This is a genomic window from Streptococcus sanguinis, assembly GCF_003943655.1.
In the GTDB taxonomy this organism is placed as follows: domain Bacteria; phylum Bacillota; class Bacilli; order Lactobacillales; family Streptococcaceae; genus Streptococcus; species Streptococcus sanguinis_F.
Genome location: NZ_RJMM01000014.1, coordinates 24,696 through 42,703, shown reverse-complemented (window position 1 = coordinate 42,703; position 18,008 = coordinate 24,696). Strand labels below are relative to the sequence as shown.

Genomic DNA, 18,008 nt, shown 5'->3' with positions numbered 1-18,008 from the left:
AGCTTTACTGCCAGTATTAGAAATNTACTCCCCTGTAATATCAACTTTATCCGAACTATATATATGTTCACTAACTTCTTTAGTATTTTTCGAACTATATTGCTTATAGACAAAAAAACAAACTAAGCCTAGGATAGTTATAAAAATAATAGAACCCCAAAATATAAATTTCTGTTTTTTAACTCTATTTGTTCCCCTGTAACTTTTTCTCATATTTCCCTCCGATTCATTTAATAATTTTTAACTCCCTTATAAAACCAATGTCATTATAACTTTTTGATTTTGAATTGTAAATCCTTAAAATAAATATATGAGTTATTTCTAAATAGAAAATACTAATAAATCCCCCAGCAGCCTTCTGCTGGGGGATTGTCATTAGATAAAAGATTGTTATCCAATCAAACTTCCATTTGGGACTTTTTCATCCACGGTAAGGAGAGTCAGTTGGTCGCCGTGCTCGGCTGATAGAATCATACCTTGGCTGATGCGGCCCATCATTTTGCGCGGTTTGAGGTTAGCTACGATTTGGACTTTCTTACCGACCAGTTCTTGCTCGTTTGGATAATATTTAGCAATACCAGAGAGGATTTGGCGGTCCTCACCGTCTCCTGCATCCAAGCGGAATTGAAGAAGCTTATCTGAGCCTTCAACTTTAGAAACCTCTTTGACTTCTGCGACACGGATTTCTACCTTGTCAAAGTCGTCAAACTTGATTTCCTTGCGGTTAAGTTTGAGCTCGACTTCTTCTGGATTCCATTCTTTTTCAACCGCAGGTTTGTTGCCTTCCATTTGTCCCTTAATATAGGCAATTTCTTCTTCCATATCCAGACGAGGGAAGATTGGTGTTCCTTTTTCTACAACTGTCAGACCTGCTGGGAGTTGGTCAATTGCTAGGTTTTCCAGCGAAGTTGCTTGAGGCAAGCCAAGTTGGCTGAGGACAGCCTTGCTTGTTTCCATCATGAAAGGATCAATCATGTGTGCCACAACACGAAGGCTGGCTGCCAAGTGGCTCATAACTGCTGCCAGTTCTTTGATTTTGGTTTCATCCTTAGCCAGAACCCAAGGAGCGGTTTCATCGATATATTTATTGGTGCGGGAGATGAGCGTCCAGACTGCTTCTAGGGCGCGTGGGTAGTCTACTGCATCCATGTGTTTGTAGTAGTCAGCGATGGATTCAGATGCCACCTGAGCCAGAGCTCCGTCAAAATCCGTCACATTTTCTTCATAGGCTGGCACTTGACCGTCAAAGTACTTGTTAATCATAGAAACAGTACGGTTGAGCAAGTTTCCAAGGTCATTAGCTAACTCATAGTTGATACGACCTACATAGTCCTCAGGTGTGAATGTTCCATCAGATCCCACCGGAAGACTACGCATGAGGTAATAACGCAGGGCATCCAAACCATAACGTTCTACCAGCATTTCCGGATAGACCACATTCCCCTTAGACTTGGACATCTTGCCATCCTTCATGACAAACCAACCGTGGGCAATCAAGCGGTCGGGCAGCTTAATATCCAGCATCATGAGCAGGATTGGCCAGTAGATAGAGTGGAAACGCAGAATGTCCTTGCCCACCATGTGGAAGACTGTTCCATTCCAGAATTTATCGTAGTTAGCATGATCATCCTGACCGTAGCCAAGTGCTGTCGCATAGTTGAGTAGGGCATCAATCCAGACATAGATAACGTGTTTAGGATTGGATGGCACCGGCACACCCCAAGTAAAGGTCGTCCGAGATACCGCTAAATCTTCCAGGCCCGGCTCAATGAAGTTTTTCAGCATTTCATTAAGACGTCCGTCCGGCGTGATAAAGTCTGGATGAGATTTGAAAAATTCTACCAAGCGGTCTTGGTACTTGCTGAGACGGAGGAAATAAGACTCTTCTGATACCCACTCCACTTCATGTCCAGATGGTGCAATTCCGCCGGTTACCTTTCCATTTTCATCACGGAAGACTTCTGCTAGCTGGCTTTCAGTAAAGAATTCCTCATCAGAGACCGAATACCAGCCTGAATATTCACCCAAGTAGATATCATCTTGAGCTAAGAGTCGTTCAAAGACATCGGCTACAACCTTTTCATGGTAGTCATCTGTCGTCCGGATAAATTTATCATAAGAAATATCCAGCAGTTTCCAGAGTTCCTTGACCCCAACTGCCATACCATCGACATAAGCTTGAGGACTAATGCCAGCCTCCTCCGCCTTGGCCTGAATCTTCTGTCCATGCTCATCAAGACCAGTCAGATAGAAAACATCGTAGCCCATGAGACGCTTGTAGCGAGCCAGAACATCACAAGCAATGGTGGTATAGGCAGACCCGATGTGGAGCTTACCAGATGGGTAATAAATAGGTGTCGTAATATAAAACGATTGTTTCTCAGTCATTTTTTAATCCTTTCAAGGCTAATGAAACCTTTTTTGATAGCACTTCATTATATCATATTTTGTTAAGTTTGCGAAAAGACATTCATTTACAATAAAATCAATTAAAAAACCTAGAAAATATTCTAGGTTTAATAGGTCACAACATTCAAGTTGCCGCTTTCGTATTCTGCGATGAAGATGTTAGAAATATCAGTATAGCCGTCTTTAGCCAGTCTCGCCACCAGCCAGTCTTCTGTTTTGTCAATAGACTCCAGAATATCTATCTGGACAACACCATCTGTGATAAGGGGATATTTAGGATTCTCTTCACCAACCTGTACGATGATGAGTTGGCCATTTTGCTCCAAAACCGCTCTCTTGACCTGCTTGAGCTGGAAAATACCTTGGCTGCGCAGCTTCAAAGCTACATCTGCTGCTGAAAGACCAACTGAACGGCAGGCTTCGGGACTCAGTTCTCCATGCTTAATCAACGTTGTCGGCTTACCATCAATCAAATGCTTGACCGCACGGACATTGTTATTGAGCCACTTCAGGCTTAAGACCAGGATGGTCCACATGATGAGAATGACCGCATACTGGAGGATGTTAATGGAGCTATTGTAAATCACCCCACCGATAATACCACCAAGAACATAGTTTTGAATCTGGTCGATCGCTGAATTAGGCGCCAGATTTCCTTTTCCCGTCACGTTGATGACAAAAACTAGTGAGAAAAGCCCCAGCGCTAGTTTAATTAGGATTTCAAGAAAATTCAATGTCATTTTTCAACCTCCACTATTTCGATATCTGTTGTCTTATGCAAGTCAATTTTTTCAAGCAGATATTTATCCGGCTCACTGCCGCTCATAGCCCGATAAAAGTTCTTTCCGACCTTCAAAATCGCTCCATCCGTCGCGGCTGAAGTATTGACATAGACCTCCGACTTATCCACACCCAAATCTTCTGAAATGACCTCAATAAAATGCAGAGAGGTTTGAAACTGGTTGTTAGAGTCTTGGTCAGTCTGAAAATTGCTAATGCCAATCAAGACCATAGCCACTAAGGCCAAAACAGAAATAATGGCTAATTCCCGGAATTTTGAATCGCGCTTATTGCGATAGGCCTTAAAAGCAAAAAATCCTGTCACAAGCAGCAGCAAGACAGAAAGTGCAACTGTCACCCAGTTTTGCTGGCTAATCTGACTCAAAACATAATCATAAGAATAGAATTTCATGGTTTCTTCCCTCTATTTTTCTAGGATAATTATAGAAAAATTTTCATTATTTTTCAAGCTTTCTTACAATCACTTTGCTATAAATCAGTCCTAAATTTTGTTATAATAAACTCAGCAAACTTCTACTAGAAAAGGAAATTTTATGAAACTCATCTCTTGGAACATTGACTCTCTCAACGCTGCATTGACCAGTGATTCCGCCCGAGCTAAGCTCTCTCAGGCTGTCCTTCAAACCTTGCAAGCAGAAAATGCAGATATTATCGCCATTCAGGAAACAAAACTGTCTGCGACAGGTCCGACTAAAAAGCACTTGGAGATTTTGACAAATCTTTTCCCAGACTATGAAAACACTTGGCGCTCCTCTCAAGAGCCGGCCCGCAAGGGCTATGCTGGAACCATGTTCCTCTACAAAAAAGAACTGACGCCAACCGTAACCTTCCCAGAAATCGGCGCTCCGTCAACCATGGATGTCGAAGGCCGCATCATTACGCTGGAATTTGACAGCTTCTTTGTCACTCAAGTTTATACGCCTAATGCTGGCGATGGACTCAAACGTTTGGATGACCGTCAAGTCTGGGATGCCAAATACGCTGAATACTTGGCAACACTAGATGAACAAAAACCAGTCCTCGCTACTGGCGACTACAATGTGGCCCACAAGGAAATTGACTTGGCCAATCCAGCCAGCAACCGCCGTTCACCAGGCTTTACTGACGAAGAGCGCGCTGGCTTCACCAACCTGCTGGCTAAAGGCTTCACCGATACCTTCCGCCACCTACACGGCGATATCCCTAACCAATACACTTGGTGGGCGCAACGCAGCAAGACTTCTAAAATCAACAATACAGGCTGGAGAATCGACTACTGGCTGACCAGCAACCGTGTAGCTGACAAGGTAACCAAGTCTGATATGATTGACTCCGGTGCGCGCCAAGACCACACACCCATTGTCATGGAGATTGAGCTCTAAGGAGAAAGCTAATGGACTATCAAGCTGTCATTCCCGAATTTGTGGTATCCAACATCGAAAAGTCGCGCCACTTCTACTGCGACTTGCTGGGATTCTCTGTCGAATATGAGCGTCCAGAGGAGAAATTTCTCTTCCTCTCACTTGAAGACTGCCAACTTATGCTAGAAGAAGGCAGCGTAGAAGAATTAGCCCAACTAACCTATCCTTTCGGGCGCGGTGTCAATATTTCCTTTGGCATTGAAAATGTCCCTCAGCTCCACCAAAAACTACTGGAAGCTGACTATCCCATCCATCGTCCTCTGACGAAAAGAGAATTTCGAGTGGGAGATAGCTTTATTTATCCCCATGAATTTGCGATTTTGGATCCAGATGGTTATTTTTTAAGATTTAGTGAATAAGAAAAGGAGGCTTCTAGCCTCTTTTTCAGTAGGTAAATATGAATTAACAGACCTGTAAATCCAGTGAAAAAACCTTTGCTAAAGCCCATGAAATCAGTATGTCAAAGAACTTTGATAGTCATTTTTTGTATAATTGAGTAGAATGAAATCAGGAAGCGAGGAAATCTTATGCAAGTCGGAAAACAAATCCAGCACTATCGTAAAGAGAAAAATTTATCTCAAGACGATTTAGCTGAAATAATCTTTGTCAGCCGTCAATCCATTTCCAACTGGGAACGCGGCGCGACCTACCCTGATATTCAAAACCTGCTCTTACTGAGCAAGGTCTTTGAAGTGTCGTTGGACAAACTAGTAAAAGGAGATTTGGAAACCATGAAACAAATTATTCACGACCAAGAATTTATGCGCTATCAAAAAGATGGAGTGGTCTTTAGCTTGCTGCTAATTGGCAGTCCTATCATAAGCATTCCCCTAATTCTTTATTTGGATTGGTACGGCATCGCTATTAGTTGCTTGATTTTTGCTATCGCGATGTTCTACGCCCTACGCATTGAGAAATTCAAGAAAAAGCATAATCTTCGTACCTATCGCCAGATTGTCGCCTATGATCAAGGACGCAGTCTGAGCGAGATTGAAGAAGCCGAAGAAAGAGGTAAAGCTCCCTACCAAAGAATCATCCTTCCTATTCTATTCGGACTTGGAATTGGCACTATTGCTCTGCTGTTTTACTGGGGCTTACTTACTTTCTTCCCTATCAAATAAAAGCGAAGTCATCAGACCTCGCTTTTTAAATGTCTTTAAAGTTATAGAGTTGCGGATAGTGATCGCACTCGGGATTTTTAGGATGGCAGATGGCTCGGCCAAAGTAAATCATGGCCTGATGGGCAGGCAGCCAACGTTCCGGTGGAAGGACATCCATAACTCGCTTTTCTACTTCCAGTGGCGTTGCCGACTTTTTAACGATATCATGGTGCTTGCAGATGCGCTCCACATGAGTATCGACAGCAAAGGCTGGAATACCAAAGCCCACACTCATGACCACATTGGCCGTTTTTCGACCAACACCAGCCAGACTTTCCAATTCCGCCCGCGTTTGTGGCACTTGACCGTCAAAGTCGTCCAAAAGCTGCTGGGCGCATTTCTTCAAAAACTTGGCCTTGTTGCGATAGAGCCCTAGGCGGGAGATGTATTTGGCAATGTCTGCTTCACCAGCCGCAGCCATATCTTGAGGACTTGGATAGGCTTCAAACAGAGCTGGCGTTGCCTTATTGACCGCAGCATCTGTCGTCTGAGCCGACAGCATGACCGCTACCAAAAGCTCAAAGTGATTGCGAAAATCCAGACTGGGCTTGGCGTCAGGGAAAAGAGCAATAATCTCTTCAATCACATGACGAGCCCGTTTTTTTGATAAAACCATGATTCTTCTTTCTAAGGTTGAGATAGATTTATTATATCATGAAAGGAAGAAGCATCCAAAAAACATGATTGAGAAAGCAGCTGGTCTTAATATTTCACAAACCTAACTCTTCATACGCCTTTCGGTAGCCAATCTGCAAGATTTGGTTATCTCGAACCAAGAGCGGTCGTTTAATCAGCATGCCGTCTGTCGATAATAAATCAGCAGCTTCCTNGGATGTCAAATGCGGAACTTTTTCTTTGAGACCTAGCTCACGGTATTTGAGACCGCTGGTATTGAAAAAAGCCTTGAGCTCAAAATCAGAATTCTGGATCCAGTCTAGGAGTTGGTCCCGGCTAGGTGTATTTTGGACAATATCCACCGCTTCAAAGTCCACTCCTAATTGATTGAGCTCAGCCTTGGCCTTGCGGCAGGTAGAGCATTTTGGGTATTCGATAAATTGTAACATTGTTTTTCCTCCGTCCCTATGATAGCCCAGATAGCTCTTTCTTGTCAAGCCGAGACTCATTAGAAAAAGCCGACAAGCGAAAGGCTCATCGGCAGGCATAGACGCATTCCATAAAGAAACACGTCTATTTTTCGATTATTTCTTAATCAGACGCACGCGCACAATATTGTCGCTATTCTCAAATTTATCAACCAGCTCCTGAATCTTGCTTTCATCCGACTCATCCAGATCCAGCAAAGTATAGGCATAATCACCCTTGGAACGATTGATGATATTGTCGATATTGATATTCAAATCACTAACCGCTGTTGAAATTCGAGCCACAATATTCGGTACATTTTTGTTAATCAGGGTAATCCGATAAGGCGCTGAGAGAGCCTGACGGACATTAGGGAAATTCACTGAGTTAATAATCTCGCCTGTTTCCATGAAGCGTCGAATGGTTTTCCCAGCCATAATGGCACAGTTGAGCTCAGCTTCCTCTGTCGAGCCACCCAAATGCGGAAAGACTGTAATCTGCGGATGACGGAGTAGCTCTTCCACACCAAAGTCTGTGATATAGCGCTTGATAACACCAGCTTCTATAGCTTCAAAGAGGGCAGCATTATCCACCAGCTCGCCACGGGCAAAGTTGATAAGGGTTGTTCCCTTTTGCATGAGACCAAAAGCCTCCTGATCAAAAGTAGCACGTGTATCCTCAGTCAGGGGCACATGAATAGTGATATAATCACTCTTCTCAAAGATTTCCTTAATGTCTGCTACCCGCTTGACATGACTAGAGATATTCCAAGCTGTTTCAATGGATACATAAGGGTCATAGCCCAGGACATTCATTCCCAGACGATAGGCATCGTTAGCAATACGGCCACCGATTGCTCCTAACCCAATGACTCCCAAAGTCTTCTCTGCAATCTCTGTCCCAGCAAACTGCTTCTTACCAGCTTCCACTTGCTTGGGAACATCATCTCCAGAAAGGCCGTTAGCCCAACTGTTAGCTGCGATATAGTCACGCGCAGACAGGAGAATGGAAGCCAAGACCGCTTCTTTCACCGCATTGGCATTAGCTCCTGGTGTGTTGAAGACCACAATTCCCTGAGATGTTGCCTGGTCAACAGGAATATTATTAGTTCCTGCACCTGCTCTCGCAATGGCTTTGAGCTTGCTTGGAAATTCCTGTCCATGCAGGTTTTGACTGCGCAGGATATAAGCATCTGGATTGTCAGACTTGTCTCCGTCAATCTGAAAAGCATTGCCCAGCTCCTTAAGCCCGATTTGATTGATGTTGTTAAAGGTTTTGACACTAAAGACCATAGATTCCCTCCCTTAAGAATTTTCTTCTTCAAATTTCTGCATAAAGGCAATCAAGTCCTTGACACCTTGAAGCGGAAAAGCATTGTAGAGACTGGCTCTCATGCCGCCTACGCTGCGGTGCCCCTTGATATTCTTGAATCCCGCTGCTGCAGCCTCTTTGTTAAATTTGGCGTCCAGCTCTGGGCTAGGAGACACAAAGGGAATATTGGCGACTGAGCGCTGCTCCTTGTAACGGACTGGACTGCGATAAAAGTCAGACTGCTCAATGAAGTCGTATAAAAGGCTAGATTTTTCACGATTGCGCTTTTCCATTTCTGCTACACCACCCAGCTCCTTGACCCACTCAAAGACCAGTTTGGCCATATAGATGGCGAAAGTAGGTGGTGTATTGTAAAGAGAGCCATTGTCCGCCTGAATGCGGTAATCCAACATGCTAGATAGAACTGGTTCGTCATCCAGCAGGTCTTCTCGAATGATGACAACTGTCACGCCGGCAGGTCCGATATTCTTCTGAGCCCCAGCATAAATCAAACCAAAATCCTCTACTCGGTACTGAGCAGCCAGGATATTAGAAGACATGTCCGCCACAATCGGCACGCCATTGGTCGTAGGCAGATCATAAATAGCCGTTCCTTCGATTGTATTATTGGTTGTCAGATGCACATAAGCCGCCTGCGGATCAATCTCCTTCTCATCAAAAGAAGGAATTTCCGTGTAATTTAAATCCTCTGACGAAGCCAAAAGAATCGGCTCAAATGGAATGAACTTAGACAGCTTGACTGCTTCAGTGTAAGCTTTCTTTCCCCAAGATCCAGCTACTAGGTAGTAGGCCTTGCCGCCTTGGGCTAGATTAAGCGGAATCATACTAAACTGAGTAGAAGCTCCCCCCTGCAGAAAGAGCACGCGGTAATTGTCCGGAATATCCATAAGCTCACGCAGCAAGCTCTCAGCTTCTTTGATAATATCGTCAAATTCCTTGGATCGGTGGGACAGCTCCATCACACTCATGCCACTTTGGGCATAGTCTAAAAACTCAGCCTGAGCTTTTTTCAAGACTTCCTTGGGCAATACTGCCGGTCCAGCAGAAAAATTGTAAATCGTCATATCCTACCTCCAAAATTTATTTTGTATATCATATCACAAAGTTTAGAAAATATCTATTTTATTTCAGAAATCAAGCACTTTTTTAGCCAATTCCCGAACATTGTTGAAATATAGATAAGCAAAACCAACTGTCTAATCTAGATAACAAAAAAATCCTGAGTTTAAGTCAGGATTACTAAGTCTGAAGACATAGAAAAATTAAAGATTTAATTTCTATAGAAAGTGTTCAATCAATTTTCATAACTTCCTATATCTTCCTCTTCCAATAAATTCTATAATCCCTTTATCTCTTAGCAATTGCAATTGTTGGCGAATCTTGTCCTTAATATGATGGTTGTTAGGGAAAATGACTTTTATTCTTTCTTCAAAAGAATACATATCTTCAAGCGTAAACTCTCTCTCCTTGATTTTATCCAAGCATTTGAGAATTTCCAGCAACCATCCCCTAGTAGCAAAAGATTGCTTTCTAAGAAATAAGGTCTCTCTAAATTCTTTATGCACTAGTTCAGGCTCTTTAATCTGACCATTTTTAACTAGAAATATTCTTCCCTTTGACGGCACTTGTGACAAATCGATATTGCAGCCTACCCAACCCGCTCGTCTTGCAGTCGGACCAAGTGGNTTCCTCTTAATTATAGTGTCAACTGTTATAAATTGCTTGGGAAGGACTATAAAATTTTGAACTTCATAAGTTTCCGAATAGGTCAAAAAGAAAAAGTTTGGATTATTATCTGCTTGTACTCTCTCAACCATAGTTGCATAAGCACCGTCATTGATAATAGAAGAAAAATTTCCCTTCTTACTTTTTAGTTCAAATTCTTCTGAACAACTCTGGCAAAAGAAGTCTGCAACAGGGCGATTATTTTCAAAGTGTTTCAAAGGACTTTTACCACAATTTGGGCAATAGCTATGACGAGCAACCCAATCTTCTGTCAAAACACGAGCCTTTTGACTGTTGCTTTTATAATTTTTAATCAAAGCTAAGTTAAACTGTAATTGCATAAGAACCTCGAAGTACGATAAACATCAACAACCTACTATAAAAATTTGACAGCAAGGAGCATGATTAAACACATTTTTAAAGTCTTCAACTTTCTCTTAGTGCATGATAAACCGCATAGAGCTCGCTCTTGTTCCTGCCATATTTCTTGGCCACTTCCTTGATGGCCTGATTTTTTTTGCTGCCGGCTTCAACTAAAAAATCAATTTCAGCTAGGATCTGCTCTTGAGAAATTTCTTGTGGAGCATCTTCTGCCGCCCCAGCTACAATCAAGAGACACTCTCCTTTAGGCGGATGTTCAGCCGTATAGGCCAGCAACTCTGAAATCAGCCCTCGCTGATACTCTTCATGAATCTTAGTCAGCTCACGCACCAAGACCACTTGACGGTCACCATAAACTGCCAGCATATTTTCCAGCGTAGCCCGAACCCGGTGAGGGGATTCGTAGAAAATCTGGGTCTCAGGATAGAATTTTTTGCTAGTGAAAAATTCCTTCTGCTGGCCAGCCTTTCTAGGCAGAAAGCCATAGAAAATATGCGGTTGGGGAGCCAATCCGCTAGCAATCAAGGCTGTTATTCCAGCACTAGGACCAGGAATCGGCACTACAGTAATTCCAGCTTCTAGCGCTGCCTGAACCAATTCATGTCCAGGATCAGAAATACTGGGCAGACCAGCATCTGAAACCTGGGCTATATCACTTCCACTTTGAAGCATGTCCAAGAGAACTGGGATTTTCTCCTTGGCATTGTGCTCGTGAAAACTGATCTGCTTGGTCTCAATCCCAAAGTGCTTGAGCAGCAAACCCGTATTTCTTGTATCTTCAGCCGCAATCCTGTCAACCTCTTTCAAAGTATTAACCATACGGATGCTCATATCCTCCAGATTGCCGATAGGAGTTGCGACCAGATAAAGCTTGCCGTAGGCAGTTTCGCCCTTAAAACTTTTTTGAACCTGCATCGCTACTCCCTAAATAACAATTCATCACAGAACATGCACTCTGCGTCATTCTCCCGGCGCTGACCGTAGAAATCCGTACAGACATGAAAGCCGTCATAGTAAAGCTTACGCAGATTATCCCGGTTTTTCTTGGTCTTGGTCGGAGCTTCCTTCTCCACCTCTCCTAAGCGCTCCCGCAGCTTGTCATTTTCCAGATGCAGAGCAATATTTTCCTCTACCACATTCTTGAGATTTTTCTTGACGGCCTCCACCTCAGCAAGAGTCACTAAAAGCGTCTGTGAAAAATCATCCAAGGCGTCAAATAAATCTTTTTTATCCATTTTATACTCCTGTGATGCCTCTTTTTACTTTCCCTTCAAAGTCATATATTCTAAAGCATTTTGAAAAGATACATTGGCCTGCCACATCTTCCGAGCCAGCAAAAGCTGCTCCAAGGCCTGTCGACCGCTTTCTGTTGCTATGTCTTTATAAAATAATACTTCCAAGAGCTTGAAGACCTGTTCCTGCTTCTCCTTATCATCAGCCATCTTTGCCAGACGTGAAACCTGCAGAAATGCCTGACTGGAGAGAGTCTGAAAATCCTTGACAAAGCGCTCGCATTCACTGACTAATTCAAAAAAGGAATTATTATGAGCCAAGCTTTTCGCTTCTGACTGAGTCTGACTATAGGCAGCTAGTAGCTCTGCTCGACTTTTAATCAAGCCATCCTGCTCCAAGCCGTGCTGCAAAGCAGCTGTATTTTTCAAAAAATGATAAACCTGAGTCCGACTTCGAATTGTCGGCAGAATCAGCTGTTCATCAGCAGTCAGGAGAAAGATATAAATCTCGCTCTGCGGCTCCTCAATGACTTTAAGCAAAGAATTTGATGCATTGACGTGCATCCGATCCGCACCGCAGATAATGAAAACCTGCCGACTGCCTTCTAAACCACTTTGAGAGAAGTTTCGGACTAGCTCCCGAACTCGATCAGTTTTGATAATGTTATTAGCTGGTCGCACCACCGTTACATCAGAAAAATCTTCTTCTGCAATCAAACGGCAGGAACGACAAGACTGACAAGGCCAGACGCCCTGCTTATTCTCGCAAAAAAGACTTTGAGACAGGATTTGAGCCATTTCAAAACTGCCAAAAGCTCCGGTAAACAAGTAGGCGTGACTAAGCCGTCCCTGTTCCAAAATATGCTGAAACTGCTCAAACAAGCTGGGCTGGATTTGCTGTAAATCTTTTATCTTCATGACGGATTCCCAAATCGTTCCTGAATGATGGCCAAACTATCAGCCACTACCTTATCCAAAGGTTGGCTGGCATCTACCTTGACAAAGCGCTCAGGCTCCTTGTCAAGAATCGCCAAATAGCCCTGCCGAACCCGCTGGTGCAAGTCCAAACCTTCCAGATCAAGCCGATTCACCTCTCGGCTTTCACTCTTAGCAATCCGCGCCAGCCCTTCTTCCACATCAATATCAAAATAGAGGGTCAAATCAGGCTTGAGTCCATCTGTCGCAAACTGATTGAGCCATTCAATGTCTGCTACATCCAGACCCCGTCCGTATCCCTGATAGGCCACTGAACTATCAATAAAACGATCCATCAAGACAAGCTTCCCTTGCGTTAAAGCTGGCAAAACCCGTTCAGCCAAGTGCTGACGGCGGCTGGCAATGTACAGCAAAAGCTCAGTCTTAGCATCCATCGCAGTATGACTAGGTTCCAAAATCACTTCGCGGATAGCCTCAGCAATCTGGACGCCACCCGGCTCCCGCGTTGTAATCAGGCCAGTACCATAATTTTTCAAAAAAGGAAGCAAGGCTTCCAACACACTTGACTTTCCAGCCCCTTCTGGACCTTCCAGCGAAATCAAAATACCATTTTTCATCTTTACCTTGAATCTCTAACTTCTATTTTTCGTTCTTTATAAGAAAATGCAGATAAGACTTGCCCTAAAGCTTGATATAAGCTACTTTTACAGCATGTCCAAACGGCTGAGCAGCCTGATAAGAGCCGAATTCGTCAGCTCATTATTTTCATCCCACTCTTTTTTATCTATTGTTTATTTTACCAAAAAAAAAAGCTAAAAGCCCATCATAAGAAAAGACTTTAAAAATTTTTTCAAAGTCTTTCATAAAGGCTAAATTTTTGGTAAAATATATTCAGAAGAAATTTCTGGAAATAGATTTAGGAGGATCTTATGTTTAAATTAAAAAACGTACTGGCCATCATTTTTGGGGCTGGAATTTTTTCTTTTGGGATTCATTATTTGGTCATTCCCTTTCATTTGTATGAGGGTGGAGCAACGGGTCTGACCTTGATTACCTACTATCTATTTAAAATCCCTGTCTCGACGACCAACCTAGTGATTAACATTCCTCTCTTTATTATTGCATGGAAGCTACTNGGTTCGAGAACCCTCTACCTCAGTATTCTAGGGACTTTCTCTGTGTCAGCCTGGCTCAAAATTTTTGAAATCTTACCTGCCTCCAAACACCTGCAAGACTATTTTATCTCAGCTCTGGACGGCGATGTCTTACTAGCCTGTCTTGGAACGGGGATTATTATGGGGATTGGACTGGGCACCATCTTTAATGCTGGCGGAACAACTGGCGGTACGGACATTGTGGCCCGCATCTTCAATAAATACACCAGCATTTCCATGGGCAGACTCATGCTGACGGTTGACTTTGTAGTCATTACCTTGGTTCTCCTAGTCTTCAAAGACTTACGCATGGTATCTTACACCCTCATGTTTGTCTTTATCACCTCCCGCGTCATTGACCTAATTGCAGAAGGAGGTTTTGCTGGTAAGGGATTCCTTATCGTTACCAGTAAGCCCACTGAGCTAGCTGAAGCTATCAATGACAAGCTGGATCGTGGAGTGACCTACCTCAAGGGGCAAGGCTTCTATAGCAAGCAGGATCTGCAAATTGTCTACTGTGTTGTTTCCCGTAATGAAATGCAGCAAATGAAAAAACTCATTAACCAAGTCGATCCATTTGCCTTTACTACTATTAGCGAAGCCCATGAGATTTTGGGCGAAGGCTTCACTTTAGATGCTAACAAACAACCTATTGTACGTTAAAAACCTCATCTAACGATGAGGCTTTTTTATGTTATTTATAAAGTTTTTGGAGCAGTATGTGTAATCTCAGCCAGCTCAATAGCATGCTCTTCAAATTTTTTCTTGAGAAGCTCCATGTCTATATCACCAGCTAACTGTACTTCAATGACGACTTTGCCATCCTTGCGTGGTATATTGACTGTATTGGAGATGTTGAGATTTTCTTCCACCAGAAGACGGATAATCTGCTCAAGAACCCCCACCTTATTCTCAGTGACAAAACGCAGCCGAACTCCCTCTTCACCATAGCCAGATACTTCCAAGAAGGCCTTGAAAATATCACGGTCTGTGATAACTCCGTAAAGCTGTTCATTGTCCACGACAGGCAGGATGCCAATCTTATTTTTCAGCATCAGATAGGTCGCATCTTCCAGACTGGCAAACTGAGAAATCGTGACCACATCACGAATCATAACATCACCAACCTTGGTTTTGTTGAGAAGATAATTCATCTCATAAATGGACAGGCTCGTTGCCTTAGACGGACTAGCTTCTGCAATCGTTCCTTCTGTCACCAGTCCCACTAGTTGGTCATTCTCAATCACCGGCAGACGGTGGAGCTTCTGCTCACGCATCATATCTGCCGCATGAGCAATCGTTGTATCTGGGCTGATATAAACCACCTTACGCGTCATAAAATCTTTAACTGCCATAAGAGTTCCCCCTTCTTCCTATCCAAAATTCTTATACTTATTATACTTTATTTTGCAGCTAATTTCAAACGCTTCCAAGTTCTTTGCCTAAGTTTTCAAAATTTAGAAAAATCCTACGATTGGCAAAAATTGAAGATAGGAAATGCCTAGCTAAAATATTTTAAGCATCTAAGAGAAAAAAGTACAAAGGGCCTTATCAAGCGAAAACTCGCTACCGCGAGTTCCCATCTGCAACCTGAAACAATCCCCTAGGCATCTTGAAGAAAACACTGTTTTCTTTAGCTCCAACTTAAAAAGGTCCAATGGACCTTTTCAAAATGTTAAGTTACTACCGTAACTTTCTATCCACAACCTAAAAATGTCTCCCAGACATTTTGAAGAAAACTCGCTCTCGTGAGTTTCCATCTGCAACCTGAAACAATCCACCGACCATCTTGACGAAAACCTTGTTTTCTTTAGCTGCAACTTAAAAAGGTCCATTGGACCTTTTTAAACTGTTAAGTTATTACCGTAACTTTCTATCCACAGCCTAAAAATGTCTCCCAGACCTTTTGAAGAAAACTCGCTACCGCGAGTTCCCATCTGCAACCTGAAACAATCCCCCGGATTGTTTCAGCCACCTAGATATGCTTTGCGGACTTCGTCAGAAGCGAGGAGCTCTTGGCCGGTTCCGGACAGAACGATTTTGCCTGTTTCAAGAACATAGCCGCGGTCGGCGATAGAGAGAGCCTTGTTGGCATTCTGCTCAATCAAAAGCACAGTTGTTCCTTGTCGCTGAATATCTTGGATAATATCGAAGATTTCCTGGATAAAGATCGGCGCCAAGCCCATAGAAGGTTCATCCAAAAGCAAAAGTTTAGGAGTAGACATCAGCGCCCGTCCCATAGCCAGCATCTGCTGCTCACCACCTGAAAGGGTTGCAGCATCTTGATTTTTACGCTCTTCCAAGCGTGGGAAACGAGAGAAGACCTTTTTGAGATTGGCTTGATTTTCTTCGCGGTTTGTTTTGAGAAAGGCACCCATTTCCAAATTCTCCAAAACGGTCAGTCCTGGAAAGACATGTCGACCTTCTGGTACTTGCGAAAGTCCGGCTGCTACGATTTTTTGAGCAGGAACTTTTTGAATTTCATTGCCTACAAATTCAATTTTACCAGCACTTGGACGAACCAAGCCTGAAATAGTCCGGAGAATGGTTGTTTTCCCAGCGCCATTAGCACCAATCAGGGAAACGACTTCTCCTTCGTTTACTTCAAAGCTGACATCACGGACAGCCTGAATCATGCCATAATGGACAGAGAGATTCTCAACTTTAAGCATGGACATTAGGCTTCACCTCCTAGATAAGCTTCAATAACGCGTTTGTCATTCTTAATTTCATCAGGTGTTCCGTGCGCAATCAAGCGGCCGTACTCCAAAACATAGATTCGCTCAGTGACTTCCATTACCAGACTCATGTCATGCTCAATCAGCATGATGGTAATGTTAAATTCGTTTTTAATCCGTCGAATCAATGCAGTCAGCTCTGCTGTCTCCTGAGGGTTCATTCCTGCAGCTGGCTCATCCAAGAAGAGAATCTTTGGCTCCGTTGCCAAGGCCCGAACAATCTCCAAGCGACGCTGCTGACCATAAGCTAGGTTCTTAGCCAAGGTTTCTGCTTCCTTGTCCAAGTCAAAAATTTTCAGCAACTCCAAAGCCTTGTCTTTGAGTTCTTCTTCGTTTTTGTAGTAGGCTGGCAGGCGTAGGAAAGAAGCTAACACATGAGCCTTATGATGATTACCAAAGGCAATCAGAACATTATCCAAAACACTAAGATCCTTAAAGAGCCGGATGTTTTGGAAGGTTCGCCCTAGACCTAAAGCAGCAATCTTGTAAGGAACCTTACCATTTAGCAAGTGACCATCTAGTGTCACTGTCCCTTCACTCGGCTCATAAACGCCCGTTAAGAGATTGAAAAGAGTCGTTTTTCCTGCACCATTAGGGCCAATCAGACCAACCAGCTCACCCTCGTTGAGTTCCAAAGTCACATCGCTGACAGCAGTCAGACCGCCAAAGTTTTTAGTTAGATTTTTTACATCAAGAAGTGCCATTATTCTTTGACCTCCTTATTCTTTTTGAAGAGCTTAGACAGACTGAGCTCCCATGTTCCCAAAAGTCCGCCTGGACGGAAAATCATGACCAAAATCAAGGCCAAAGAATAGACAATCATCCGAATGCTGGATACATCCTGCAGCAGCATATTGAGAATTCCCAATACTACTGCAGCTACAATGGTTCCAGTCATAGAGCCTAGACCACCAAAAACGACAATAATCAAGATATTGATAGTGTTGGTAAAGGAATAGTCCTTAGGAACGACTGAACCAACGAAGCCAGCTTGAAGAGAGCCAGCAATAGAAGCCGTGATAGCTCCCAAGACAAAGGCTGTCACTTTGATTCTAGTAGTATTAACCCCAACAGACTCGGCAGCAATCTCATCCTCACGGACAGACAGAGTACTGCGGCCAATAGGACTGCGCAGGAAATTCAAGGTCAAAATAGTTGTGATAACAACAAAGACATAGACCATCTGCCAAGAAGTAAAGGGCGGAATAGATAGGATACCAGCTGCGCCATTAGTCAAAGTACCGCCATTAATAATCAGAATCCGGATAATCTCTGAGACACCAAGAGTCGCAATCGCGAGATAGTCCCCTTTAAGACGTAGTGTTGGCAAACCAACTGCCAAAGCTACAATACCAGCAATGACAGCTCCCGCCAGCATAGCAATAAAGAAAGCTCCATAAGTTGGCGATTTAGAGCCAATAATTGCTACAGCGTAGGCACCGATAGCCATAAAGCCAGCATGCCCAAGAGAGAATTGACCCGAGAATCCGACGATCAGGTTGAGCCCGACCGCCAGAATAATATTAATACCAATCTGTTCTAAGATTTGAATGTAAAAAGCGTTGAGAACACCGGCACTAACCAATACTGTCATCAGCAAGTAGCCGATTAAGACAAGGCCAAGCCAGAAAATATTTATCTTTAAATTCTTTTTCAT

The 18,008-nt window shown here is 43.3% G+C and carries 20 protein-coding genes; 4 read left to right on the top strand and 16 right to left on the bottom strand.

From position 1 onward, the window contains the following. Nucleotides 1-390: 390 nt before the first annotated feature. From metG to D8886_RS07120, 3 genes are all read right to left on the bottom strand, one after another. Nucleotides 391-2,388: a methionine--tRNA ligase gene (gene metG, locus D8886_RS07130; protein ID WP_125434808.1), complete on the bottom strand. Its 1,998-nt coding sequence runs from the start codon at nt 2,386-2,388 to the stop codon at nt 391-393. A gap of 128 nt (nt 2,389-2,516) precedes the next feature. Beyond that, nucleotides 2,517-3,149, bottom strand: coding sequence for a DUF421 domain-containing protein (locus D8886_RS07125; protein WP_125434806.1), 633 nt, complete (start codon nt 3,147-3,149; stop codon nt 2,517-2,519). Further along, nucleotides 3,146-3,601, bottom strand: coding sequence for a DUF3290 family protein (locus D8886_RS07120; RefSeq protein WP_002897090.1), 456 nt, complete (start codon nt 3,599-3,601; stop codon nt 3,146-3,148). Before D8886_RS07120 ends, D8886_RS07125 begins: the two co-directional genes overlap by 4 nt. Nucleotides 3,602-3,743: 142 nt before the next feature. On the opposite strand from D8886_RS07120, the gene D8886_RS07115 reads away from it, so the two are divergent. The 3 genes from D8886_RS07115 to D8886_RS07095 all read left to right on the top strand — a co-directional run bounded on the left by D8886_RS07115 (nt 3,744) and on the right by D8886_RS07095 (nt 5,731). Further along, on the top strand, nt 3,744-4,571 hold the full coding sequence (locus tag D8886_RS07115) for an exodeoxyribonuclease III (protein ID WP_125434804.1): 828 nt from the start codon (nt 3,744-3,746) through the stop codon (nt 4,569-4,571). An 11-nt stretch (nt 4,572-4,582) separates the two neighbouring features. Further along, nucleotides 4,583-4,969 (top strand): bleomycin resistance protein, encoded by a 387-nt coding sequence (locus tag D8886_RS07110; protein WP_125434802.1) that lies wholly within the window; start codon nt 4,583-4,585, stop codon nt 4,967-4,969. Nucleotides 4,970-5,137: 168 nt separating this feature from the next. Continuing rightward, nucleotides 5,138-5,731 carry a helix-turn-helix domain-containing protein gene (locus tag D8886_RS07095; RefSeq protein ID WP_125434798.1) on the top strand — a complete coding sequence of 198 codons (594 nt, stop codon included), beginning with the start codon at nt 5,138-5,140 and terminating at the stop codon, nt 5,729-5,731. A 25-nt stretch (nt 5,732-5,756) separates the two neighbouring features. Here the strand turns inward: D8886_RS07095 and nth are convergent, their stop codons facing one another. The 9 genes from nth to tmk form a co-directional block, all read right to left on the bottom strand. Continuing rightward, the gene (nth, locus tag D8886_RS07090; protein WP_002905943.1) at nt 5,757-6,386 is read right to left on the bottom strand and encodes an endonuclease III; all 630 of its coding nucleotides are present in this window, start codon (nt 6,384-6,386) and stop codon (nt 5,757-5,759) included. 94 nt (nt 6,387-6,480) lie between these two features. After that, nucleotides 6,481-6,834, bottom strand: a complete 354-nt coding sequence (locus tag D8886_RS07085) for an arsenate reductase family protein (RefSeq protein WP_125434796.1) — start codon at nt 6,832-6,834, stop codon at nt 6,481-6,483. 135 nt (nt 6,835-6,969) lie between these two features. Next, entirely contained in the window at nt 6,970-8,145 is a 1,176-nt protein-coding gene (locus D8886_RS07080) for a 3-phosphoglycerate dehydrogenase family protein (protein WP_125434794.1), read from the bottom strand. Between the two features lie 12 nt (nt 8,146-8,157). After that, nucleotides 8,158-9,249, bottom strand: coding sequence for a 3-phosphoserine/phosphohydroxythreonine transaminase (gene serC / locus D8886_RS07075; protein ID WP_125434792.1), 1,092 nt, complete (start codon nt 9,247-9,249; stop codon nt 8,158-8,160). Between the two features lie 237 nt (nt 9,250-9,486). After that, complete coding sequence (locus D8886_RS07070; RefSeq protein ID WP_125434790.1) at nt 9,487-10,251, bottom strand: DpnI domain-containing protein; 765 nt, start codon at nt 10,249-10,251, stop codon at nt 9,487-9,489. An 85-nt stretch (nt 10,252-10,336) separates the two neighbouring features. Continuing rightward, nucleotides 10,337-11,206 (bottom strand): 16S rRNA (cytidine(1402)-2'-O)-methyltransferase, encoded by an 870-nt coding sequence (rsmI, locus tag D8886_RS07065; RefSeq protein WP_125434788.1) that lies wholly within the window; start codon nt 11,204-11,206, stop codon nt 10,337-10,339. A 2-nt stretch (nt 11,207-11,208) separates the two neighbouring features. Continuing rightward, nucleotides 11,209-11,526, bottom strand: a complete 318-nt coding sequence (gene yabA, locus D8886_RS07060; protein ID WP_125434786.1) for a DNA replication initiation control protein YabA — start codon at nt 11,524-11,526, stop codon at nt 11,209-11,211. A gap of 24 nt (nt 11,527-11,550) precedes the next feature. Further along, nucleotides 11,551-12,441, bottom strand: coding sequence for a DNA polymerase III subunit delta' (locus D8886_RS07055; RefSeq protein ID WP_125434784.1), 891 nt, complete (start codon nt 12,439-12,441; stop codon nt 11,551-11,553). Continuing rightward, entirely contained in the window at nt 12,438-13,076 is a 639-nt protein-coding gene (gene tmk / locus D8886_RS07050; protein WP_048773035.1) for a dTMP kinase, read from the bottom strand. The genes D8886_RS07055 and tmk overlap by 4 nt, the downstream gene beginning before the upstream one ends. 312 nt (nt 13,077-13,388) lie before the next feature. Here tmk and D8886_RS07040 point away from each other — a divergent pair, with 312 nt between their 5' ends. Continuing rightward, on the top strand, nt 13,389-14,276 hold the full coding sequence (locus D8886_RS07040; RefSeq protein WP_125434782.1) for a YitT family protein: 888 nt from the start codon (nt 13,389-13,391) through the stop codon (nt 14,274-14,276). A 35-nt stretch (nt 14,277-14,311) separates the two neighbouring features. Here D8886_RS07040 and D8886_RS07035 read toward each other — a convergent pair whose 3' ends face one another. The 4 genes from D8886_RS07035 to D8886_RS07020 form a co-directional block, all read right to left on the bottom strand. Further along, complete coding sequence (locus tag D8886_RS07035) at nt 14,312-14,968, bottom strand: CBS domain-containing protein (protein WP_125434780.1); 657 nt, start codon at nt 14,966-14,968, stop codon at nt 14,312-14,314. 612 nt (nt 14,969-15,580) lie between these two features. Then, nucleotides 15,581-16,291, bottom strand: a complete 711-nt coding sequence (locus D8886_RS07030; RefSeq protein WP_002894681.1) for an ABC transporter ATP-binding protein — start codon at nt 16,289-16,291, stop codon at nt 15,581-15,583. Further along, a complete protein-coding gene (locus tag D8886_RS07025) occupies nt 16,291-17,055 on the bottom strand; it encodes an ABC transporter ATP-binding protein (RefSeq protein ID WP_002931321.1) in 765 nt (254 codons plus the stop codon). The genes D8886_RS07030 and D8886_RS07025 overlap by 1 nt, the downstream gene beginning before the upstream one ends. Then, nucleotides 17,055-18,008: a branched-chain amino acid ABC transporter permease gene (locus D8886_RS07020; protein ID WP_125402485.1), complete on the bottom strand. Its 954-nt coding sequence runs from the start codon at nt 18,006-18,008 to the stop codon at nt 17,055-17,057. The genes D8886_RS07025 and D8886_RS07020 overlap by 1 nt, the downstream gene beginning before the upstream one ends.

Coding starts and splice junctions, on each gene's coding strand:
- D8886_RS07030 (WP_002894681.1), bottom strand. CDS start 16,291: ATGTCCATGCTTAAAGTTGAGAATCTCTCTGTCCATTATGGCATGATT.
- serC (WP_125434792.1), bottom strand. CDS start 9,249: ATGACGATTTACAATTTTTCTGCTGGACCGGCAGTATTGCCCAAGGAA.
- rsmI (WP_125434788.1), bottom strand. CDS start 11,206: ATGCAGGTTCAAAAAAGTTTTAAGGGCGAAACTGCCTACGGCAAGCTT.
- D8886_RS07025 (WP_002931321.1), bottom strand. CDS start 17,055: ATGGCACTTCTTGATGTAAAAAATCTAACTAAAAACTTTGGCGGTCTG.
- D8886_RS07055 (WP_125434784.1), bottom strand. CDS start 12,441: ATGAAGATAAAAGATTTACAGCAAATCCAGCCCAGCTTGTTTGAGCAG.
- yabA (WP_125434786.1), bottom strand. CDS start 11,526: ATGGATAAAAAAGATTTATTTGACGCCTTGGATGATTTTTCACAGACG.
- D8886_RS07020 (WP_125402485.1), bottom strand. CDS start 18,008: ATGAAAAAGAATTTAAAGATAAATATTTTCTGGCTTGGCCTTGTCTTA.
- D8886_RS07095 (WP_125434798.1), top strand. CDS start 5,138: ATGCAAGTCGGAAAACAAATCCAGCACTATCGTAAAGAGAAAAATTTA.
- D8886_RS07080 (WP_125434794.1), bottom strand. CDS start 8,145: ATGGTCTTTAGTGTCAAAACCTTTAACAACATCAATCAAATCGGGCTT.
- D8886_RS07115 (WP_125434804.1), top strand. CDS start 3,744: ATGAAACTCATCTCTTGGAACATTGACTCTCTCAACGCTGCATTGACC.
- tmk (WP_048773035.1), bottom strand. CDS start 13,076: ATGAAAAATGGTATTTTGATTTCGCTGGAAGGTCCAGAAGGGGCTGGA.
- D8886_RS07110 (WP_125434802.1), top strand. CDS start 4,583: ATGGACTATCAAGCTGTCATTCCCGAATTTGTGGTATCCAACATCGAA.
- D8886_RS07125 (WP_125434806.1), bottom strand. CDS start 3,149: ATGACATTGAATTTTCTTGAAATCCTAATTAAACTAGCGCTGGGGCTT.
- nth (WP_002905943.1), bottom strand. CDS start 6,386: ATGGTTTTATCAAAAAAACGGGCTCGTCATGTGATTGAAGAGATTATT.
- D8886_RS07035 (WP_125434780.1), bottom strand. CDS start 14,968: ATGGCAGTTAAAGATTTTATGACGCGTAAGGTGGTTTATATCAGCCCA.
- metG (WP_125434808.1), bottom strand. CDS start 2,388: ATGACTGAGAAACAATCGTTTTATATTACGACACCTATTTATTACCCA.
- D8886_RS07120 (WP_002897090.1), bottom strand. CDS start 3,601: ATGAAATTCTATTCTTATGATTATGTTTTGAGTCAGATTAGCCAGCAA.